The following is a 19,881-nucleotide window of genomic DNA, read 5'->3' on the forward strand; positions in this document are numbered from 1 at the left end:
GTAGTTAAAATTGCGGTTCTCGCGTGGATAACTTAATCGTCATCAAGTTAACCATACGGCGTTGCATGGCGCAAATTTTCGATGTCATTCTAGCTAAAGGCGGGAATCCGGATTTTTCTTTGTCATGCTGGACTTGTTTCAGCATCTCTTGCAAAAGATCCTGAAATAAATTCAGGATGACTATTATTTTCTAGATTGCCGCGCTCCTTGCAGTCGCTCGCAATGACGGTTTGGGTATCCATGCAACAACGCCTCTTCGCGGGAATGACATACTGCTGCTTTTATCGAGCCACGCAACAACGCAACCATACCGAAAAATACCGAACATATGCTTTACAAAAAATTTCAAAATAATATTAGCGATTTAATCGATAATTTTCCTTTCTCCAAAATTGCTATTGCCGTTTCCGGCGGTGCCGATTCAACAACTCTTTTATATCTTACTAGCTTCTGGGCAAAAAAGAATAATATTAAATTATTTGTTATATCTGTCGATCATAATTTAAGAAAACAATCAAAATTAGAAAATGACTATGTAAAAGAAATAAGCGATAAGCTAGGGCATCCTCATTATCAATTACATTTTGATCATCAAAATAATTTTTCTAATTTGCAAGAAAGAGCAAGAGAAGGACGCTACGAGTTAATGACCGATTTATGTCACAAACTCGATATATTAATTCTTTTAACAGCTCACCATGAGGATGATTATGTTGAAAATTTTTGTATAAGATTAGAACGTAAAAGCGGTATATTCGGTTTAAGCAGTAATAATATTAACTGGTATAATAATATCCAAATAGCACGACCTTTATTTAACGTCCCGAAAAGTGAACTGATTAGTTATTTAATTGCTAATAATATTAAATGGTTTGAAGACGAGTCTAATTTATCGGACAAATATCAACGTAATGTTATTAGGAAAAAACTTGCACAAGAAAAAGAATATATTAAAACCGATATACAGCTAAGACAGGTTGAAACTAATGAACTACTAGAAAGTAAATTTAAACCTGAGCTGATTGCTGCAATAGCAGAATCGGTAAAAATTTATGAATTCGGTTTTGCCTGTTTAAACTTGCTAGAATTTGCTAAATTTTCTTTTGAAGTAAGAGTACAATTAATTAGTTTTTTACTTATAATAATCAGCGGCAATAAAAATAGCACACGTTTTTATTCGATAGCACCGATATTAACTTTGATTGAAAAGGCTACGAAATTAAAAAAAACCCTACATGGTTGCATCATTAAACGAATAGAAAATAATTTACTGATATACCGAGAATTCGGCAAAAAACTTCCAAGCAATATAACATTACAAAATAAATCTGTTATTTGGGATAATAGATTTCATATTACAAAAAACATAAAAATAGGTGAAAGGGCGAGCAACGATATAGGCGAGGAGGGATTATTTGAATATGTAACTAATTTAACACTGAAAGATTACAGTGCGATAAAAAAATATTTAGATATTAAATTACTAAAAGATTTAACTTTTGGAAACCACATAGCAATTTTATTTACCCTGCCGGTAATTAAAATACTTGAAAAAGTTATAGCAATGCCTCATATATCATATTATGATAACGAGAGAAAAATTTTTAACGTTTCTTTTAATCCGAGTTTTATATCACGTTTTACACATTTTTGTTAGGTTTTATATATAATGAATAATCAAGGTAAAAATATTTTAATCTGGGCAGTAATTTTTATTTTTACAATATTGCTTTTTAATGTTTTTCAGTCAGATAGCTTAATGGGCAGCAAAAACCATATTACTTTCTCGGATTTTCTAGCAAGAATTGATGAAAAAACTATTAGTTCGGTAAAAATTCAAGGTAGAGTAATCGAAGGTATCTCTTCCGACGGTTCTTCCTTTACTACTTACGCACCCGATTATCCGGATTTAATAAATCGTCTTAATAATAATGAAGTAAGTATTGAGGTCGTACCTCCCGATACAAAAATGCATTCTTTACTAGGTATTTTTATTTCTTGGTTCCCGATGTTACTGTTAATCGGCGTTTGGGTTTTCTTTATGCGCCAAATGCATAGCGGCGGTAAAGCAATGGGTTTCGGTAAATCTAAAGCTAAATTATTATCGGATAAAGGACAAAAGATTACCTTTAAGGACGTAGCCGGTATTGATGAGGCAAAAGAAGAATTAACGGAAATTGTTGATTTTTTAAGAGATCCCGGTAAGTTTCAAAAAATCGGCGGTAAAATTCCGAAAGGGTGTTTACTAATAGGTCCGCCGGGAACCGGAAAAACTCTTTTGGCGAGAGCAATAGCAGGTGAGGCTAACGTACCGTTTTTTAGCATATCAGGCTCTGATTTTGTTGAAATGTTTGTCGGCGTCGGTGCAAGCCGTGTACGCGACATGTTTGAGCAAGGTAAACGTAATGCACCTTGCATTATTTTTATCGATGAGATTGATGCGGTAGGTCGCCATAGAGGTATCGGCATGGGCGGCGGTAATGATGAGCGTGAGCAAACGCTTAACCAAATGCTAGTTGAAATGGATGGATTTGAAACAAATGAGGGTGTTGTTATTATCGCGGCCACTAACCGCCCTGACGTCCTTGATCGAGCATTATTACGTCCCGGTAGATTTGATCGTCAAATTGTAGTATCTAACCCCGATATTAATGGGCGAGAACAAATTTTAAAGGTACATTTGAAAAAAGTAAAATGTAATAGCAATATATTACCTAGAATTATTGCCCGCGGTACTCCCGGATTTTCCGGTGCGCAACTTGCTAATTTAGTTAATGAAGCTGCATTACTTGCCGCAAGGCGAGATAAGAAAGAAGTAGATATGAGTGATTTGGAGGAAGCAAGAGATAAAGTATTAATGGGAGTTGAACATCACTCAATGATACGATCTGACGAAGAAAAAAAACGAACGGCATACCATGAAGCAGGGCATGCAATTGTAGGGCTTTATTCTTCCGCTTCTCATCCTATTCACAAAGCTACTATTATTCCGAGAGGCAGAGCGCTTGGGATGGTCGAAAGATTACCGGAAACAGACCAATATTCTGAAAGCCGAGAGCAATTAGAATCAGATATAGCCGTTTCTATGGGTGGAAGAGTAGCGGAAGAAATTATTTACGGCAGAAATAAAGTTACTTCCGGTGCTTCGGCAGATATAAAAGGAGCTACGCAGGTAGCTAGAGCTATGGTTACACAATTAGGATTAAGCGATCTAGTCGGACCGATATTCCACGGTTCAGCCGGTGACGATATATACGGTAGACAAAATACTAGCGAAAGGTCGGAAGCTACTGCGGATTTAATTGATGCAGAGGTAAAAAGAATTATTACGGAAGGATATGATTTTGCTAAAAATATTTTAACCAAGCATATTGATCAACTTCATATACTTGCAAATGCTTTAGTAGAATATGAAACATTATCCGGTCAGCAAATTAAAAATTTGCTTAGTAATAGACCTTTAGACGCTGAGGAAGAAAATACTTTTCCGCTAACTCCTTCTCCTGTTATTAAGGTAGATAAGGAAAAATCTGCTAGTAAAACAAAAGCAAATAATACTAAAACCGAGGATAAAAAGCCTGCTTGAAAAGGGCGTCATTGCGAGTAGGCAATGCCGGCGTGGATACCCAAAACGTCATTGCGAGGAGGTGCTTTAGCACCGACGCGGCAATCAAGTATAAACATATTTTTATGCTAAACTTGCCATCTATATAAATTTTTTGGCATTCTAATTTAAATCCCTCATTACATTCGGGATAGCCTGGATTGCCACGTCGGTACTTTGTGCCTCCTCGCCATGACGAGTTTTTTTATTAATTTTCGAGCCATGCAACAAGGCTTTTGGTCGCTCAATGACGCTTCCGGTATTCACGCAATAATGCCATGGGTGTTGTTGCATAGCTCGAATTTTCGATGTCATTCTAGCTAAAGGCGGGAATCCAGACTTTCCTTTGTCATGCTGAACTTGTTTCAGCATCTCTTAAATAGTAGCTCCTGAAATAAATTCAGGATGACTATTTTGTCTAGATTCCCGCCTTTAGCTAGAATGACATCGAGGGCGTTGACTATCCACACGAATAAATCTATATTTAAAAGGTAATTATGGCAGAGTTAAGATTACCGCCGAATTCTGTTGTACGAAGCGGCAAAGTGCATAAAGCAACTGCTACGGCAAAACAGCCGCGCACAGTTAAAATTTACCGATACGATCCGGATTCAGGTCAGAATCCGAGTATGGACAGTTATGAGATAGATTTAACCAAAACCGGTCCGATGGTTTTAGATATCTTAATAAAAATCAAAAATGAAATAGATTCTACTTTAACATTTAGGCGTTCTTGTCGAGAAGGAATTTGCGGCAGTTGCGCTATGAATATAGACGGGACCAATACTTTAGCTTGCATCAAGCCGATAGAAGACATATCAGGTGATATTAAGATCTATCCGCTTCCTCACATGAAAATAGTAAAAGATTTAGTACCTGACATGTCGCATTTTTATGCCCAATATGAATCTATAGAACCGTGGCTTAAAGCTGATAGCCCGCCTCCTTCCAATAGCGAACGGTTACAATCTCTGAAAGATAGAGAGAAACTTGACGGCTTATATGAATGTATATTATGCGCCTGTTGCTCTACTGCTTGCCCTAGCTATTGGTGGAACGGCGATAAATATTTAGGTCCGGCTATTCTACTCCAAGCTTATAGATGGATTGCTGATTCTAGAGACGATCATACCGGCGAGCGACTTGACGATTTAGAAGACCCGTTTAAACTTTACCGCTGTCATACAATTATGAATTGTACAAAAACCTGCCCGAAAGGCTTAAACCCCGCTAAAGCCATTGCAGAAATAAAAAGTTTGATTGTAGAGCGTCATGGCGTGTAGTTTTAGGCGTTGTTGCATGGCTCGAAAAAAGTGCCGTATGTCATTCCCGCGTAGGCGGGAATCCAGACTTTTTATTGTCATGCTGAACAAGTTTTGCGCATCTTTTTTAGTAGATCCTGAAATAAATTCAGGATGACTTAAAAATATTTCCTGGATTCCCGCTTTTAGCTAGAATGACACCGAAAACGTTTTTAACCATCCATGCAACAACACCGGATAGGTTCTTGCGTGGATACCCCAAACGTCATTGCGAGGAGGCACAAAGTGCCAACGTGGCAATCCAGGCTATCTCGAATGTAATGAGGGATTTAAATTAGAATGCCAAAAAAATTTATAAGATGGCAAGTTTAGCATACCTGGATTGCTACGTCGCCTACGGCTCCTCGCAATGACGGACTTATGGACCTTTATCACTTAAGTTGACACCCATACGCTTTTAGCTAGAATGACATATTAGAGGTTAATCAAAGATGCTAAACTTATGTCTCTACAACAACATCAACAACTAATTATATTTATTATCGGGATTTTTAATTTGATTATTCATTAGATTTTTAGCAATATCACTATCTAAAAAGTCGGTACTTTTTGATGATTGAAAATAAGCTAAAACTAATTCTATTACTTGGTCACAAAATTCGATTTGTAAAGTTTGACTTGCTTGGTTTTTCTGATTTTCGATTAACTTAACAACTTCTATTTTTTTACGTTCTAAAAATTCTTCAATTTCCTTATTTTTTTCTTTAACTATTTCTTCGGTATGTTTTTGCCCTTCTTGCAGCATTTGATTACGTAAAACTTCTAATATTTCTAGTTGTTTCCTAGTTTGCTCAAATAACAAAACAGCATCATCTTTTAGCTTTTCGGCTTTTAAAACTTTTTCCTGAACTTCTAAAATTTTTGCATCTAAGGAGTTCAAAATCACTTTTTTTATCGGTCGGTAAAGTAAATATAAAAAAAGTATAAAACTAATCGCAAGCCAAAAGCTTTCATCTAGAAAATGCATATATTATTTTTTCTTTAGTAAATTTATATCAGCTTGCTTACCGGTAATCTTTTTAATTATATTAGCAGCTAAACTTGCCACGGCGTCGTTTTCATTAGACCAAAAGACTTTATTTGCTATATTTATATCTTCAAGATTTTGTTTTATCTGCTGTTTTAACTCTTTTTCCATATTAGTTTTTTTTACCAAAAAAGCAGCTTCCAAGGAATTTATAGCCTCTTTTTTCAGATATGCTATATCGTCTGATATCTTAGTTAATTCTTCATTATAATGCTTATTTAATTCTTCAGCTTCTAGCGTTAATTTGTCCGCTTGCTCTACATTATCTTGAATATTTGTTTGTCTATTATTTAAAATTTTCTCAGCAACAGGCACTATAAACTTATAAGCAACAATATATAGCAAACTGAAAGTAACAATTAGCCAAAAAATTTGTGAATAATAGTTAGTAAGATCAAATTGCGGCATGTGTTGCTCGTAAATGAAGGATTGGTTTTAAGTGAAATCCGTCATTGCGAAGCCACAAAGTGGCTGTGGCAATCTAGGCTATCAATGAGGGATTTAATTAGAATACTAAACTTGTTTAATATTCTAATATATTCAACTAGATTGCCACGTCGGGACTACGCCCCTCCTCGCAATGACGTTTTGGTATCCACGTAACAATTATATATCAAGAAAATATCAGCAACATAGCAATCACGAAAGAAAACAGTCCCATCGCTTCCGCAAGTCCGGCACCGATTAATGCCATTCTTTGGAGTTGTTCGGAAGCCGAAGGGTTTCGAGCTATCGAACTTAGTAGTGAGCTAAATATATTACTCACACCGAGTGCCGCTCCAAACATACCGATAGCCATAAACCCGACACCTATATATTTTAAAGAGATCATATCCATAGAAATTTCCAACTTTAATTAAATAAATATTATACCATAATTTCAGAACTTGATATATGTGAAGTATAGCAAAAAGCATTAAGGTATAGACATTAAATTTCAGAGCGAGCTTGCGCTAGCCGTCAACTAGTACGTGAGTACGAGTCTTGCAAAATTTAGTGTATAGACCTTAATGATTGAAGCTATATATTAGTGTAAATTAATAGCATCATTAAGATACACACAAGAAAGAATAGTAAAAATATAAGCTTGAAGCACTGCAACAAAAATTTCAAACCCGATTAGCACAACTATAAGAGGAATCGGGATAAATTTCAAGTAAATCATTAGGGAAACCGTAAAGCCGGCTATTACCTTTAATAGGATATGTCCGGCCATCATATTAGCGGCAAGTCGCAATGATAAACTTAGCGGTCTTGCAAGATAAGTAAATAATTCAATTATTATCATTAAGGGAGCAAGCCATAAGGGAGTTCCACGCGGTAAAAAAACGGTCAAAAAATGCAGCCCGTAATTATAAAAACCGACAATTGTTACCGTTAAAAAAACCATAATTGCCAAGGCAAAAGTTATTGAGATATGGCTAGTAACGGTAAACCCGTAGGGAATCATACCTAACAAATTGCAAAATAAAATAAATATAAATAAACTGAAAATTAACGGGATGAATTTACGCCCCTTTGCTCCGACATTCTGACTTAGCATACCGGTAACCAAATTATAGATCATTTCAGCACTTGCCTGCAGCCTTGAAGGAATTACTTGTTTTTTTTGTAAAGCTACGTAAAAATAAGTCAAAGCTAAAATAACGGCTAATAGCATATAGCCGCTTGAATTAGTAAAACTAATATCGATACCCGACAATTGGATTTCGATCAATTTTTTTACGTTAAATTGGACTAAAGGACTGTGTGTCATCTTTTATTGGTTATTTTTAATTTTTGCCGAATTATATTAAAGCCGGCAATAATTCCTATTATCATACATAATATAAGAAATAACGGTTTGGAATTAAATAATTTATCGATCGTTATGCCGATAAACACGCCGACCATTGTTCCGGCAACTAAATCTACGCCTATAGTAAATGCATTAATTTCTTGCTTTGACTTTAAATTAGAATTCTCTGTTGCTTTAAATTCTTTTATTCTTTTTTGAATATTTTTTAATTTTTCCTGATCCATTAATTTTTTGACCGCTATTTCCTAGGTCACTAAATTTTAACTTCATCTTTCTCTAAAGCTTTATCTATAGCCACCGAAATATTATTAATAGTATATCCTTGCTCAATCTGCACACCGTTAACAAAAAATGACGGGGTACCGATAAATTTTGGAGCTTTTGCTACAAAATTAGTATTAGCAAGCAATATCTCCGTAATTTTATCGTTACTTAAACATTGTTGATAGACTTCAGGAGAAATACCGCCTATTTGCCCGATATTTGTTAACAGGTCACGATATTTATTACTATATGCCCATTTATCTTGCTGCTCTAATATTACTTTATGAAATTGTAAAAAGCTATCTATATCACCTTTGCAACGAGCTAAAATTGCTGCATCCAAATCTTGTTTATTACTAATAAATTCCCGAATAACATAAGCTATTTTATTAGTATCAATATATTTTTTCTTAATTTCCGGAAAAGCTGCCGTGTGGTAATAAGCACAATGCGGGCAAGTAGGAGAAAAATATTCTACCATAACCACTTTTGATTCTTTATTTCCAAGAACGATATCGTTTTTGCCTACGTTAAAAGTTACGGAAGATTCTATCAAGGCAGCGCTAGAATTTGTTACCGTTTCATTTTTTTGCTTATCTTGCTCTTGCACCGCCGAATCTTGATTAATATTTTCTTCAGGCACAACCGTTTCCGCCCGGTTTTCTTCTAAGTTAGTTTGCACGGTTATAGACTCGGTGCCGGTAGGATTTTCTGTTTCTTCTAATAGGGCGTCGTTATTTTCTGTTACGACTTGCTCCGGTTTTTCCTCTTGATCTTTTACTTTGTCTTCAGAACAAGAGCTTAAAAACAATAAAAATATTATCGCAATAAAAATATTATACATGATATTTATTTTTTAATTAATATTAGTTTTAGTTAATGCAAATCGGTATTTTTAGGCGTTGTTGCAATGACGATTCTAGTATCCACGCAACAACGTCTTCTCACCTACACGGATTTAACATCCGAAATGTTTGACTAAATCAGACTATTTAACCTTACATTATTAATAAAACACAATAGGATTTTATTAATGTAATTACAATAATAAATAAACTTCTGTATAAAATTAATTTTTTCTTTGTTAGCACCGATATCTTGTAAATACCTTCGGAAGCCGCATTATAATAGTAAAACTTAGTTCTTTCTAACTATAGTAAAATGTGCTATACTAAGTTTTAGCCATTTACCTAGGATAGTCTAAATATTTTACGGAGGAATTAAAAATATGTCAACGCAATCTGAGTTTAAAATAGGACAAAGAATTGTATACCCGGCTCACGGAGTAGGAGAAATAATAAATATAGAATTTCATACTTTAGCCGGTACGGAAATTAAAGTTTACGTAATTTCTTTCCCGCAAGATAAAATGACGCTAAAAGTTCCTGTTAGCAGAGCGGTCGTTGTCGGTCTTAGAGCGGTTGCAAGCAAAAAAGATCTCGATGTAATATATTCCACCCTGCAAGGTAAAGCTAAACAAGGCAATAGAATGTGGAGTAGAAGAGCACAAGAATATGAAAGTAAAATTAACTCCGGAAATATTGTTGCTGTTGCCGAAGTATTGCGTGATCTCCACAAAAATGTCGATAATGATCGTTCTTACAGTGAAAGAACCCTTTACGAATCTGCATTAAATAGACTCGCCGGTGAGCTGGCTATTCTTGAAAATATAAACCCCGCCGAGGCAATTAATAAATTAGTAGAAGTATTGCGTGAGAAGCTGGTAGCGTAGAGGTAAAGCTACTCAAACGTCAGTGCTGTTGCGTGGATCGATAAAAGCAGCAGTATGTCATTCCTGCTTTAGGTGCGGAATCCAGGCTTTCTAGCTTTGTCATGCTGAACTTGTTTCAGCATCCTTTTAGTAGATCCTGAAATAAATTCAGGATGACTTTTTTGTTTTTTCCGGATTGCCGCCTGCGCGGGAATGACATAGGAAGTAACGAGAATGACATCTTCTTTGAGAAATTCCTAATCCATACAACAACTCCATTATGCTAAACCACGAAACATTACTAAATAACGAAGAAGAGTCTAAAAATTTTGCTAAAATTTTAGCTCAAAAATTAAGTGCAGGTAGCGTTGTGCTATTTACCGGTGATCTCGGTTCCGGCAAAACCTTTCTATGCAGGGAAATTATTAAATATTTTTGCGGTTCTAATACCGAAATTATTAGCCCGACTTTCAATATTCTCCAAACTTATCAAGCGACAAATTTTACGATCTATCACTTTGATCTTTACCGATTAAAATCACCGGCAGAAATTTATGAACTCGGTATAGAAGATGCCTTGCAGGGCAATTTATGCCTAATAGAATGGCCTGAAATAATTGAGCATTTACTCCCTAAATCCCTAGTTAGGATTAACCTACAAATAACTCAAGATAATAAACGCCGCTGTATAGTTAATCATTAGTCTATCCTAAATGTTCTACTTCATAAAATTCATAAAAAATTTCATCATCATTATTATTTAAAATTACGGCTTCATCTATCTTTTCTTGAATTGTATTAACATCTAACCAGGCCCATTGCTGACCGCCTTGGTATGGTAAGGGGTTATTTATATTTAAAGGGGCCGGCTGAGGATTTTCAGCAGCGTCCGGATCATCGACTCGCTCCCCAATGCCACCAACTTGCCGATCATCATCTTTACAAGGAAAATATTTTTCTATTATTGCGGGTGTTTCTAATTTTCTAAGGGTAATTTTTCCAGAATTCCAATCCTTAGGGGTTCTAAAGTCTTGATAGCTTGCTTTAACAAAGCTATTATCCGGTTCGCGGACTTTTATATCTAATTGCTTAGTGGCCAAAATTTGTAATTCTATATTATTTTGTTCTGTTTTATTATTTTTTTCAATCGCTGTTAAATCTTTTGCCTTCTGATAATGCTGTCTAGCGAATTGGGTTTGCCCTTTCTGGACTGCATGGGCTGAATGATAACCTTGGAATATTTTAAGGAGTATATTTATTTTATTGTTATTATTTTCTGTTAATTCTTCTAAGAGTAAAAAGCAATTCTCTACTCCCGTCTCATAATCAATGGCGTCATAATATTTTATTGCATCGACTAGTGCCTCTCCATTTTTTAATTTACATAATAAATTACCTAATGCTTTATATATTTTAAAAAACTCACAATTATCGTGGATAGAGTTGTAAAAACTTAATGCCGCCTCCTTTAAATATTTATTTTTTTGCTCTTGCTCTTCCGAATTAACCATCTTCTCTGCTTTTTCAACGTTTCTTAACCCTATATTATAATGGGCTTCACTTAAATTCTTTTTTATTCCCCCCTCATTTATATTTGTAAACTCCCGATATTTTGCTATCCAATGCAAGGCTTCTTGATAATACTCTAAGGGATGATACGGCTTTAGCTTAATACATTTAATGGCCGGGATAAGCATTTTTTCTATAGTAAGCCTAATATCTTCTACTATTTTCTCAAATGGATTTACCGGCACTCTTTCGGCTAATTTTTCAAAAATTTTTAGAAAATCGGCTTGCTGCTCTAAAATGTGGATATAATTATCCATTTGATTTTTTTCATTACCAAAAAAACCTTTTATAACCTTTAAATATTGAATTAAAATATTCACTTCATCTTTATTATCCTTAGCAATACTTACCTCTCTAAGCTTTATTATTTCCTTTAACGCCGGAAAATAAGATTTTTCACCTACAGCCTCATTATTTCCATATAAAATAGGCATAGAAAAGCAATCTTTTAAAAGAGGCTCATATTTAGAAAATGCTGTTGTCTCCAATTTGTGATGTAAGTCAAGATGATATAAAGACTTATAAGGATTAGTTAAGTTTGCAAAGTTACTATTAAAAAAATTTAATATAATTTTGCCTATTATAAAAATATTATCATTTTCAGGAATTAGTCCTTGCGGTTTTGTGAAGTCTAGCCTAGGAAAATCTTCGGCAAGTTTTATATTTCTTAAATGTGTTAATTTTTGGTTAAGCTCTTCATCTTCGAGGTATTCTAGGGCTTTGTCTTTACAATCAAAAATATTCCAAGCTCTATTTTCCCAACTAGCAAAAATAGTTGTTAGTGATACATAAATATCTGTTACTGATTCGTTAAAATTCCTTATTTCTAATAAAGTTTTTACCCCTTCCTCTTTTATCCCTTTGTTATCTCCGAGATGTACTATTTTCATAGTTTTGTTAATATTAAATATATCTGCTAAAGTTATTATCTTCTTATCATTTAAATCGGTTCTTGTTAAATTTAGCTGTAAAACTGTTTTATTATTTCTCAGCCAGTTTGCTAACCTTAAAATATTATCACAATCAAAAAATATCCCACTAAGATCAAGCTTATAAATGTTAAATAAAGAGAGAGGCAATATTTGGCAACTTTCTATCCCCTTACTCACCCACCTTATATCATCTATCCACTTTGCATTATCTTCAATCCATTCTAAAATAGCACTTACATTAACAAATAAAATATCATTTTTATTATGTATCGGATCAATAACTACTGCAACCTCAGGACGTTCATCGTGTAATATTTCAAATTCTTTAGGTTTCTCTTTATTTATAGCAGTAAAATATTCACTTAACGGTTCATCTAATATTTTCGTGAAATTAAATTCTAAGGGTTCTCCTTCACCCGGATGAGTAGAAAAATACTTCTCTAATATTGTTTTCAAAGGAGGAATAGTAGGTCGCTTTTGTGACGAGAAAAAATAACTAAACCCAAACATAACTATAGCCTTATAAATTGATTATTTATTTTGACCGACTAGCTCAAAAAATTAATCCCCAATAACGCCGGTTTAGGATAAGATTTTCAAAAAATCTTATCCTAATACTGATAGAAATAAGGATAAGTTCTTATCCTAAATTCGTGTCAATATTGCCTGAAAGCATGACCTGAAATAATTGAATATTTGTTGCCTAAACAGCTAGTTAGGATTAACTACGGCTGCCCTACTAGTTCCACATCGTCGCCTTCCCTTATCTCTATTTCACCAACATAAAAAGGAGCAAGTGGATTACCGTTAACATCTAAATTATTGCCGCCCGGCGGAGGGTTTTCAACAACAGCATTTGCATTATCACCTCCTTGCTGCGGATTTTCGACAACAGCATTTGCATTATCACCTCCTAACTGCGGATTTTCGACAACAGCATTTGCATTATCACCTCCTTGCTGCCGATTTTCAACAACAGCATTTGCATTATCACCTCCTAGCTGCCGATTTTCGACAACAGCATTTGCATTATCACCTCTTAGCTGCGGATTTTCGACAACAACATTTGCATTATCACCTCCTTGCTGCGGATTTTCGACAACAGCATTTGCATTATCACCTCCTAGCTGCCGATTTTCGACAACAGCATTTGCATTATCACCTCCTAACTGCGGATTTTCAACAACAGCATTTGCATTATCACCTCCTAACTGCGGATTTTCAACAACAGCATTTGCATTATCACCTCCTTGCTGCCGATTTTCGACAACAGCATTTGCATTATCACCTCCTTGCTGCGGATTTTCGACAACAGCATTTGCATTATCACCTCCTTGCTGCGGATTTTCGACAACAGCATTTGCATTATCACCTCCTTGCTGCGGATTTTCGACAACAGCATTTGCATTATCACCTCCTTGCTGCCGATTTTCAACAACATCTAAAGGGACTGGCGGATTGCCATTGCCGGCTAAATTATTGTTGCCAGGCGGAGGGTTTTCAGCAGCATCGTTATAAGGAAAATATTCTTTTATTATATTATCGATTATTTGTAAGTCTTCTAAGAGTAATTCTTTATTAATTTTTGAAGCATCCCAATTCTTGGCTGTTTTTATTTTTTCATAGCTTGCTTTAATAAAGCTATTATCTTGTTTGCCTGCTTCTATATCTACTTGATGACTGTTATGCTTTTTGAATCTTATATCACTTAGTTTTCCCTCATCACTTTCCTCAGCCGCTAATTCTGTTGCTATCTGATAATCCTTTCTAGCAGGTTGGGTTTCCCCCCTCTCAACTTCATAGTCACCTTGGCGTATTTTAAGGTCTATTATTTTAAGGGCTATTTCTTTACATTCAGCAGCAAGTCTTTCTATTTCATCTCCACTAGCTATTATGCCTTTATTATTAAAGGAATTTGCTAAAATATTACAATGCTTTTCTAATGATGCTTTTAAATTGTTAAGGTTATTTTGGAATAATTCTTCTAAGAGTGAAAAGGCCTGATTTACTCCTGTATCATTATTAATAAGCTTATAATATTTTATCGCATAGTTTAGTACATCTTCATTTTTTAATTTACACAATAAATCACATAATGCTTTGTATGCTTTATCACGCTCAGGATAATGGTCGATAGAGAGTACAAAACTTACTCCTGCCTTACTCCAATATTTATTTATCCGGTCTATATTTAGATTTTTATCCCTAATTATATCCTCTAAACTTAATCCCATCTGATTTAAAGCTTGTTCTGTCCTCTCTATAACTTCCTTCTGCTTAATCACATTCACTAAACTTAATCCCATTTTACCTAAATCTTGTTTTATTCCTTCTATATTTTCTTTATCCATAATCATCCTCTCCATCACCTCTATATTTCCTAACTTTAATGCACTTAGACCTCCATAACGTTCTTCCATAAATTCCATAGATTTCTTCATCTCAATCAGCTTTTCCAAACTTAATTGCATCCTCTGATTTACAGCTTGTTCTAGCTCCTGTATATTTTTTTTATCCTTAACCACATTCTCTAAGCCTAATCCTACCTGACTTAAATCTTTTTCTACCTGTTCTATAATTTCCTTCCGCTTACTAGCCTCGTCTGCATCTTTAACGTATATTAATCCTATTTTATAGTGGATTTTACTTTCCTTCTTGACTATTTTCCCACGCGCGTCATTTGTAAGCTCCCGATATTTTGCTATCCAATGCAAGGCTTCCTGATAATACTCTACGGGGTGATACGGCTTTAGCTTAATACATTTAATGGCCGGAATAAGCATTTCCTCTATAGTCTCACGAATCTCGATAGTTATATCAGTATCTCTGCCCCCAGATATTTTCTTAAATAAATTTGTCGAGTTTATTATGTCGATGTCGCCCAACTTTCCATTGCCTAACTTTTCAAAAAATATTAAAAAATTGGCTTGCTGCTCTAAAATGTGAATATAGTTATTCATTTGATTTTTAAATTCTAATATTTCTGCATCACTTTTTTCATGAATTTTTTCTTTTCCGAAAAAATCTCTTATAATTGTTAAGTATCGAATTAAAATATTCACACTGTCTATAAATCCATTATTACCAGCTACTTCTCTGAGCTGTATTATTTCCTTTAACGCCGGAAAATAAGATTTATCCCCTACATCTTCATGATTTTCATGTAAAATAGGCTTAGGAGGCAAGCATGAAGTTAAAAGAGGCGAATATATAGAAAATGCCGTTTCCTCTAATGGGTGATGTAAATTAAGTGAATATGAAGATTTATAAGGATCAGTTAAGTTTGCAAAGTTACTATTAAAAAAATTTAATATAATTTTGCCTATTATAAAAATATTATTACATGTTTGCTGATGTAATTGTTTTACTAATTCTAATGATCCGGGGATAATTGTTAGATATGAATCACCTTCTTTAGTTGCAACAAAATCTAATTTTAAATTCTTCGTATTTACTAAGTTGGAGATTGGGTTGTTATTATCAGTCGGCTTACGAAAAATATTCACGGATTTTTTTAAAAATGTTCCTATATATGTTCCTATATCTTTATGATATTCTTTTTCATTGTTTCTTATATACCTGTCAAGGATAGTTTGTATATGTTTCTCTTCTCTTTTTTCATCCGCATGAGTTACCGTTAACGATACGCTATTTTCTAATTTTTTAATATTCTCCCGCCAAATATTTTCATTTTCATCTTTAAAAATCTCGGCAAACTGCTTAATTAAAGCAGTAATAATACTATCATTCCTAGGTGAATCATAAATAGTAAGTAAAAACTTATATAACTTTAATTGCGGCTTAATTGCATTATTAAATGTTTGCCAAATATAATACTGAGCAGTAATTATCTGCTCGATACTTTTTACTTCGGTATCTCCGATCCCCGGACACTCAATAATTATATCTCCCCCCGTAAATTTAGTTGGAGTTTTAATGGGACCAAAATTATCCTCCCTTGCTTGGAGATCAACTATTTTAAAAGCCCCGGCAGATTCATCATTCAATATTACTAATTGTTTTCCTGTTAGAAAGCTAGCAAAGATACTTTTACCGGCACGTTCCCCTCCAAAAAGCATCGAAAACTTTTCATAATTTCCTTTTATTTCATTACCTCCACGGATCATTGAATTTAATATTGTTTTAACCGGGCTATTTTCCGGCTCTTGTGAATTTAATATTTCTAATTTGTCTGAAAGTTCTTTATCTCCCATATATTCTATCCGCTCTTTTTCAACGGCTGCTTTAAAAATATTGACTCCTGTTGGTCCCCCACCAATAAAAATCCCTTCTACTGATTTGTTAAATTCTCTTATTTTTAATAAAGTTTTTATCCCTTCTTCTGTTAGGTGGCCGTTATCTCTAAGCTCAACCGTTTTTATTGTTTTATTAGTCCTAAATATTTCCGCTAAAGTTATTGCTTTCTTATTATCTAAACCGATTCTTGTTAACCTCAAATCTATAATTGTGGTATTATTTCTAAGCCAGTTTGCTAACTTTAAAATATGATCATCATTAAAAAAAGTATTAGCAATACTTAGGACGTTAATATTAAGTAAAGGATAAATAGAAGGTACTACCTCTCCATCCTCTAACCACTTTATGTCATCACGCCACTTTACGTTTTTTTCAATCCATTCTAGGATAATTTTTGCATCTATAGCTGTTGCGTGCTTTTTGGTCCATTCTAGAATAATTTCCGACCGTTCTTTTTGATTTATTTTTTCAATATCAGACTCAGAAAATGGAGTATTAGAGGAATAAACAAAGCGCATTGGATCCTTATCATCTTCACGACATAATTCTTTATTAAGACTCTTAGTTTCTAATATGTGTCTCAAACGAAATTCTGATAGTTCTTTTTTTAATTTCAATAATTCTTTTTCATCTAATTCTGATAGTGCATTTAATTCCGATAATTCTTTTTCATCTAATTTTACTCGCTCTTTTAATTCTGATAAATTTTTTTTATTTAATTCTAATATTTCTTTTTTATTTATCTTCTCGGAATAATATTCCGTTAATATGTTTGATAGCTTGTTCAAAGAATCAGGAGTAGAATAATACTTCCTTAATATGTCTGCGAAATCAGCAGAACGCTTTTGCGGTGGGGGGCTGGAGCTAAAAAGACCAGTAGAGAGGTTAATAATACTATTTAACAAACTATTGCTGCTGTCGTTATTATTATTGTTGCTGTTGCTGTTATTGTTATTGTTAGGTAACATAACTAATCTATGCCTTATAAATTGATTATTTATTTATTTTGATCAATCAAAATATAAAAGCATTTTTGTCTTATAAGTTGAATAAATAACTAGTTAGGCATCTGATAAAAATTTAACGAACTGTAAATTTGCAACAAAGTTGAGAAGGAAAGGTGATGATTTTAAGGTAGGTTGTCATTCCGTGGCTACGACGGCTGATAAAAGTAGCAGTATGTCATTCTAGCTAAAAGCGGGAATCCAGAAAAAACAAAAAAGTCATCCTGAATTTATTTAAGGCTTTATTTTCCGGATGCCGGGATCAAGCCCCGGATCGACGTATAAATTACCCCCACAAGTAGAGTTTTGGATAGAACTCTACTCAAACGGCTTCACTATGACCATAGTGACGGCTACAACCATACAAAGTGTGGGAATCTCGTTAACAAGACGATAAAATTTTTCGGAATGGGTGTTTTTGCCGGTTGCAAAATCTTTACGCCATCTGGCAAGTAACCCATGAAAAATAACTAAAATTACAACTGCTAGCATTTTAACATGAAACCAAACACCTAACGCAACTATTCCGTAAATATAAGCATTTATGATACCGAAAATAAAGGTGCTGATCATGGTCGGATTCATGATAATCCGCATTAACTTTAATTCCATCACTTGCAGCATTTTATCGGCTTCCCCGCCGATTTTTACCTTAGTATGATAAACATACATACGTGGTAAATATAACAACCCTAGCATCCAGCATATCGCGGATATTAGATGAATTGCTTTAAACCATAGATAATAATTTGCCATTTTTCCTATTTAAATCTTTTATAATTATCGGTAAAAGAAGAATATCGGCAAGACTGAAACGGTCATTGCGAGGAGGCAATGGTGTTGTTGCATGGATGGTTAAAAACGCCCTCGGTGTCATTCCCGCGCAGGCGGGAATCCAGAGAAATACTTAAAATAAGTAAAATTATATAATAAATTACTATTTAATTTGCTCCTATTAACTTTCTGGATTCCCGCCTACGCGGGAATGACGCCCTTTTCATGGCAATTTTCGATCCATGCAACAACGCCCCCTCGCAATGACCGTTTCCTTCTTTCTTGCTCTTTCTTCTAATATTATTTCTTACACAAACACATTGTAAATTTGGGGGGACATATTCTTTTACCTTCAGCACTTACTATTAAATTATTACCTTTTTCATCAGCTTTAATATTAATTAATCCTAATACTATTTTTGCTAAGCCATTAATAAAAATTTTATTTACTCTAAGTGTCGGTATGCGAGTATAAGCGATTCCGTATTTATCTGCAATTAATTTATATTCTATATCAAGCTCTACTAAAGTTTCAACATGTTCGGAGACGAAAGCAATAGGCACTATTATTAAATTTTTTTTTACCGTTCCGGCTATCTCTATTTCATCTTCGGTATTGGGTTTTAACCACTCTACCGGTCCTACTTTGCTTTGATAAGTTACTTTATAATCCAAATTATCGATATTTAACTCCTTTACTACCAACCTTACGGTTTCCTCTATTTGCCATTGATAAGGATCGCCTGCCGTTATTATTTTTTCCGGCAAGCCATGTGCCGAAAATATTATACGACAATTATCTTTATCTGCTAAATATTTTTTGATTAATGAAACATGCGCTTTTATGAAATCTGCTTGCCTTGGGTAACAACAAATCGTTTTTATCGGAATATTGCCGTTGAAATTATTTATAAAATCTTTAACCGACGAGCCGATAGTAGTAGCTGAAAATTGTGGATATAACGGTAATAAAATTATCTCTGACGGCTCATATTTTTCTATTTGCTTAATTACTTCCGTTGATGTCGGTGAAAAATAACGCATAGCTATAAAAATACTGAAATCTTCTTTTATAGTTTTTTGCAGTTCCTTAGTTAAGGCTAATTTCTGCGCTTCCGTTTCAGCTAGTAAAGGCGACTTATTACCGATTAACGAATAGATTTTTTGAGATTTTTTATTTCTCGTGATAGAAATTATTTTAGCGATGACAAAACGCCAAGGGTTCGGCAGGTTAATAATTGCCTTATCGTAAAATAAATTAAATAAAAACGGTTTTACCGATTTTAAACTATCCGGTCCGCCTAAATTGAAAAGAATAATAGCTATTTTTTTTGACATTTATTTACCCGACAAGGTCATTCCTGCATAGATGGGGCGTTGTTGCATGGCTCAAATTTTTGATGTCATTCCCCGCGCGGCATTGTTGCGTAGATGGTTAAAATCGCTTAAAATTGTCATACCGTGGCTTGACCCACTACTGTACGAACGTTTAAATAAAGAGGTAAAAATTCTGTCATTCCGTGGCTACGACCACGGAATCCAGCTTATAATATCATAAAAAGATTCTAAAATAAGTCTAATATGGCTTTATTTTCCTGGATGCCGTGATCAAGTCACGG

Annotated in this window: 22 protein-coding genes; 9 read left to right on the forward strand and 13 right to left on the reverse strand. The window is 34.3% G+C overall.

Annotated features, from left to right (window positions below; genetic code table 11):
• Positions 1-4: 4 nt before the first annotated feature.
• Positions 5-145: a hypothetical protein gene (locus AAHM91_RS09940; RefSeq protein ID WP_341793502.1), complete on the reverse strand. Its 141-nt coding sequence runs from the start codon at positions 143-145 to the stop codon at positions 5-7.
• 183 nt (positions 146-328) lie between these two features.
• On the opposite strand from AAHM91_RS09940, the gene tilS reads away from it, so the two are divergent.
• Both tilS and ftsH read left to right on the forward strand, forming a co-directional pair.
• Entirely contained in the window at positions 329-1,657 is a 1,329-nt protein-coding gene (tilS, locus tag AAHM91_RS09945) for a tRNA lysidine(34) synthetase TilS (RefSeq protein ID WP_253308165.1), read from the forward strand.
• Between the two features lie 12 nt (positions 1,658-1,669).
• Positions 1,670-3,586 (forward strand): ATP-dependent zinc metalloprotease FtsH, encoded by a 1,917-nt coding sequence (gene ftsH / locus AAHM91_RS09950; RefSeq protein ID WP_253308166.1) that lies wholly within the window; start codon positions 1,670-1,672, stop codon positions 3,584-3,586.
• Between the two features lie 141 nt (positions 3,587-3,727).
• Here the strand turns inward: ftsH and AAHM91_RS09955 are convergent, their stop codons facing one another.
• Positions 3,728-3,976, reverse strand: a complete 249-nt coding sequence (locus AAHM91_RS09955; protein WP_342270666.1) for a hypothetical protein — start codon at positions 3,974-3,976, stop codon at positions 3,728-3,730.
• A gap of 125 nt (positions 3,977-4,101) precedes the next feature.
• Between AAHM91_RS09955 and AAHM91_RS09960 the strand changes: the two genes are divergently transcribed.
• Both AAHM91_RS09960 and AAHM91_RS09965 read left to right on the forward strand, forming a co-directional pair.
• On the forward strand, positions 4,102-4,887 hold the full coding sequence (locus AAHM91_RS09960) for a succinate dehydrogenase iron-sulfur subunit (protein ID WP_342270667.1): 786 nt from the start codon (positions 4,102-4,104) through the stop codon (positions 4,885-4,887).
• Between the two features lie 173 nt (positions 4,888-5,060).
• Complete coding sequence (locus AAHM91_RS09965) at positions 5,061-5,204, forward strand: hypothetical protein (RefSeq protein ID WP_342270668.1); 144 nt, start codon at positions 5,061-5,063, stop codon at positions 5,202-5,204.
• A 188-nt stretch (positions 5,205-5,392) separates the two neighbouring features.
• Here AAHM91_RS09965 and AAHM91_RS09970 read toward each other — a convergent pair whose 3' ends face one another.
• Positions 5,393-5,893 carry a F0F1 ATP synthase subunit B family protein gene (locus AAHM91_RS09970; RefSeq protein ID WP_253308168.1) on the reverse strand — a complete coding sequence of 167 codons (501 nt, stop codon included), beginning with the start codon at positions 5,891-5,893 and terminating at the stop codon, positions 5,393-5,395.
• A 3-nt stretch (positions 5,894-5,896) separates the two neighbouring features.
• Complete coding sequence (locus tag AAHM91_RS09975) at positions 5,897-6,361, reverse strand: F0F1 ATP synthase subunit B family protein (RefSeq protein ID WP_341793497.1); 465 nt, start codon at positions 6,359-6,361, stop codon at positions 5,897-5,899.
• 21 nt (positions 6,362-6,382) lie between these two features.
• Here AAHM91_RS09975 and AAHM91_RS09980 point away from each other — a divergent pair, with 21 nt between their 5' ends.
• A complete protein-coding gene (locus tag AAHM91_RS09980) occupies positions 6,383-6,556 on the forward strand; it encodes a hypothetical protein (RefSeq protein ID WP_341793496.1) in 174 nt (57 codons plus the stop codon).
• A 10-nt stretch (positions 6,557-6,566) separates the two neighbouring features.
• On the opposite strand, the gene AAHM91_RS09985 is transcribed toward AAHM91_RS09980, so the two are convergent.
• From AAHM91_RS09985 to AAHM91_RS10000, 4 genes are all read right to left on the reverse strand, one after another.
• Positions 6,567-6,791 carry a F0F1 ATP synthase subunit C gene (locus AAHM91_RS09985; protein ID WP_253308170.1) on the reverse strand — a complete coding sequence of 75 codons (225 nt, stop codon included), beginning with the start codon at positions 6,789-6,791 and terminating at the stop codon, positions 6,567-6,569.
• Positions 6,792-6,980: 189 nt separating this feature from the next.
• Positions 6,981-7,709, reverse strand: coding sequence for a F0F1 ATP synthase subunit A (locus AAHM91_RS09990; protein ID WP_342270669.1), 729 nt, complete (start codon positions 7,707-7,709; stop codon positions 6,981-6,983).
• Positions 7,706-7,975: an AtpZ/AtpI family protein gene (locus AAHM91_RS09995; protein WP_253308172.1), complete on the reverse strand. Its 270-nt coding sequence runs from the start codon at positions 7,973-7,975 to the stop codon at positions 7,706-7,708. Before AAHM91_RS09995 ends, AAHM91_RS09990 begins: the two co-directional genes overlap by 4 nt.
• Positions 7,976-8,004: 29 nt before the next feature.
• Positions 8,005-8,859, reverse strand: coding sequence for a DsbA family protein (locus AAHM91_RS10000; protein ID WP_253308173.1), 855 nt, complete (start codon positions 8,857-8,859; stop codon positions 8,005-8,007).
• Positions 8,860-9,243: 384 nt separating this feature from the next.
• On the opposite strand from AAHM91_RS10000, the gene AAHM91_RS10005 reads away from it, so the two are divergent.
• Positions 9,244-9,747: a CarD family transcriptional regulator gene (locus tag AAHM91_RS10005; RefSeq protein WP_253308174.1), complete on the forward strand. Its 504-nt coding sequence runs from the start codon at positions 9,244-9,246 to the stop codon at positions 9,745-9,747.
• Between the two features lie 259 nt (positions 9,748-10,006).
• On the forward strand, positions 10,007-10,429 hold the full coding sequence (tsaE, locus tag AAHM91_RS10010; RefSeq protein ID WP_253308175.1) for a tRNA (adenosine(37)-N6)-threonylcarbamoyltransferase complex ATPase subunit type 1 TsaE: 423 nt from the start codon (positions 10,007-10,009) through the stop codon (positions 10,427-10,429).
• Position 10,430: 1 nt separating this feature from the next.
• Here the strand turns inward: tsaE and AAHM91_RS10015 are convergent, their stop codons facing one another.
• From AAHM91_RS10015 to hemJ, 3 genes are all read right to left on the reverse strand, one after another.
• Entirely contained in the window at positions 10,431-12,737 is a 2,307-nt protein-coding gene (locus AAHM91_RS10015; RefSeq protein ID WP_342270670.1) for a leucine-rich repeat domain-containing protein, read from the reverse strand.
• A gap of 215 nt (positions 12,738-12,952) precedes the next feature.
• Entirely contained in the window at positions 12,953-17,452 is a 4,500-nt protein-coding gene (locus AAHM91_RS10020; RefSeq protein WP_342270671.1) for a hypothetical protein, read from the reverse strand.
• Positions 17,453-17,806: 354 nt separating this feature from the next.
• The gene (gene hemJ, locus AAHM91_RS10025) at positions 17,807-18,244 is read right to left on the reverse strand and encodes a protoporphyrinogen oxidase HemJ (RefSeq protein WP_253308178.1); all 438 of its coding nucleotides are present in this window, start codon (positions 18,242-18,244) and stop codon (positions 17,807-17,809) included.
• Between hemJ and AAHM91_RS10030 the strand changes: the two genes are divergently transcribed.
• Entirely contained in the window at positions 18,238-18,399 is a 162-nt protein-coding gene (locus AAHM91_RS10030) for a hypothetical protein (RefSeq protein WP_341793488.1), read from the forward strand. The two genes, hemJ and AAHM91_RS10030, sit on opposite strands and share 7 nt — an antisense overlap.
• 30 nt (positions 18,400-18,429) lie before the next feature.
• Here the strand turns inward: AAHM91_RS10030 and AAHM91_RS10035 are convergent, their stop codons facing one another.
• Both AAHM91_RS10035 and hemH read right to left on the reverse strand, forming a co-directional pair.
• Positions 18,430-18,621: a hypothetical protein gene (locus AAHM91_RS10035; protein ID WP_342270672.1), complete on the reverse strand. Its 192-nt coding sequence runs from the start codon at positions 18,619-18,621 to the stop codon at positions 18,430-18,432.
• The gene (gene hemH / locus AAHM91_RS10040; RefSeq protein WP_342270673.1) at positions 18,563-19,600 is read right to left on the reverse strand and encodes a ferrochelatase; all 1,038 of its coding nucleotides are present in this window, start codon (positions 19,598-19,600) and stop codon (positions 18,563-18,565) included. The genes AAHM91_RS10035 and hemH overlap by 59 nt, the downstream gene beginning before the upstream one ends.
• A gap of 46 nt (positions 19,601-19,646) precedes the next feature.
• On the opposite strand from hemH, the gene AAHM91_RS10045 reads away from it, so the two are divergent.
• Positions 19,647-19,820: a hypothetical protein gene (locus AAHM91_RS10045; RefSeq protein WP_342270674.1), complete on the forward strand. Its 174-nt coding sequence runs from the start codon at positions 19,647-19,649 to the stop codon at positions 19,818-19,820.
• The last annotated feature ends 61 nt before the right edge of the window (positions 19,821-19,881 follow it).

Origin of the sequence: Rickettsia endosymbiont of Orchestes rusci (genome assembly GCF_964030945.1) — a bacterium.
Taxonomy (GTDB): domain Bacteria; phylum Pseudomonadota; class Alphaproteobacteria; order Rickettsiales; family Rickettsiaceae; genus Rickettsia.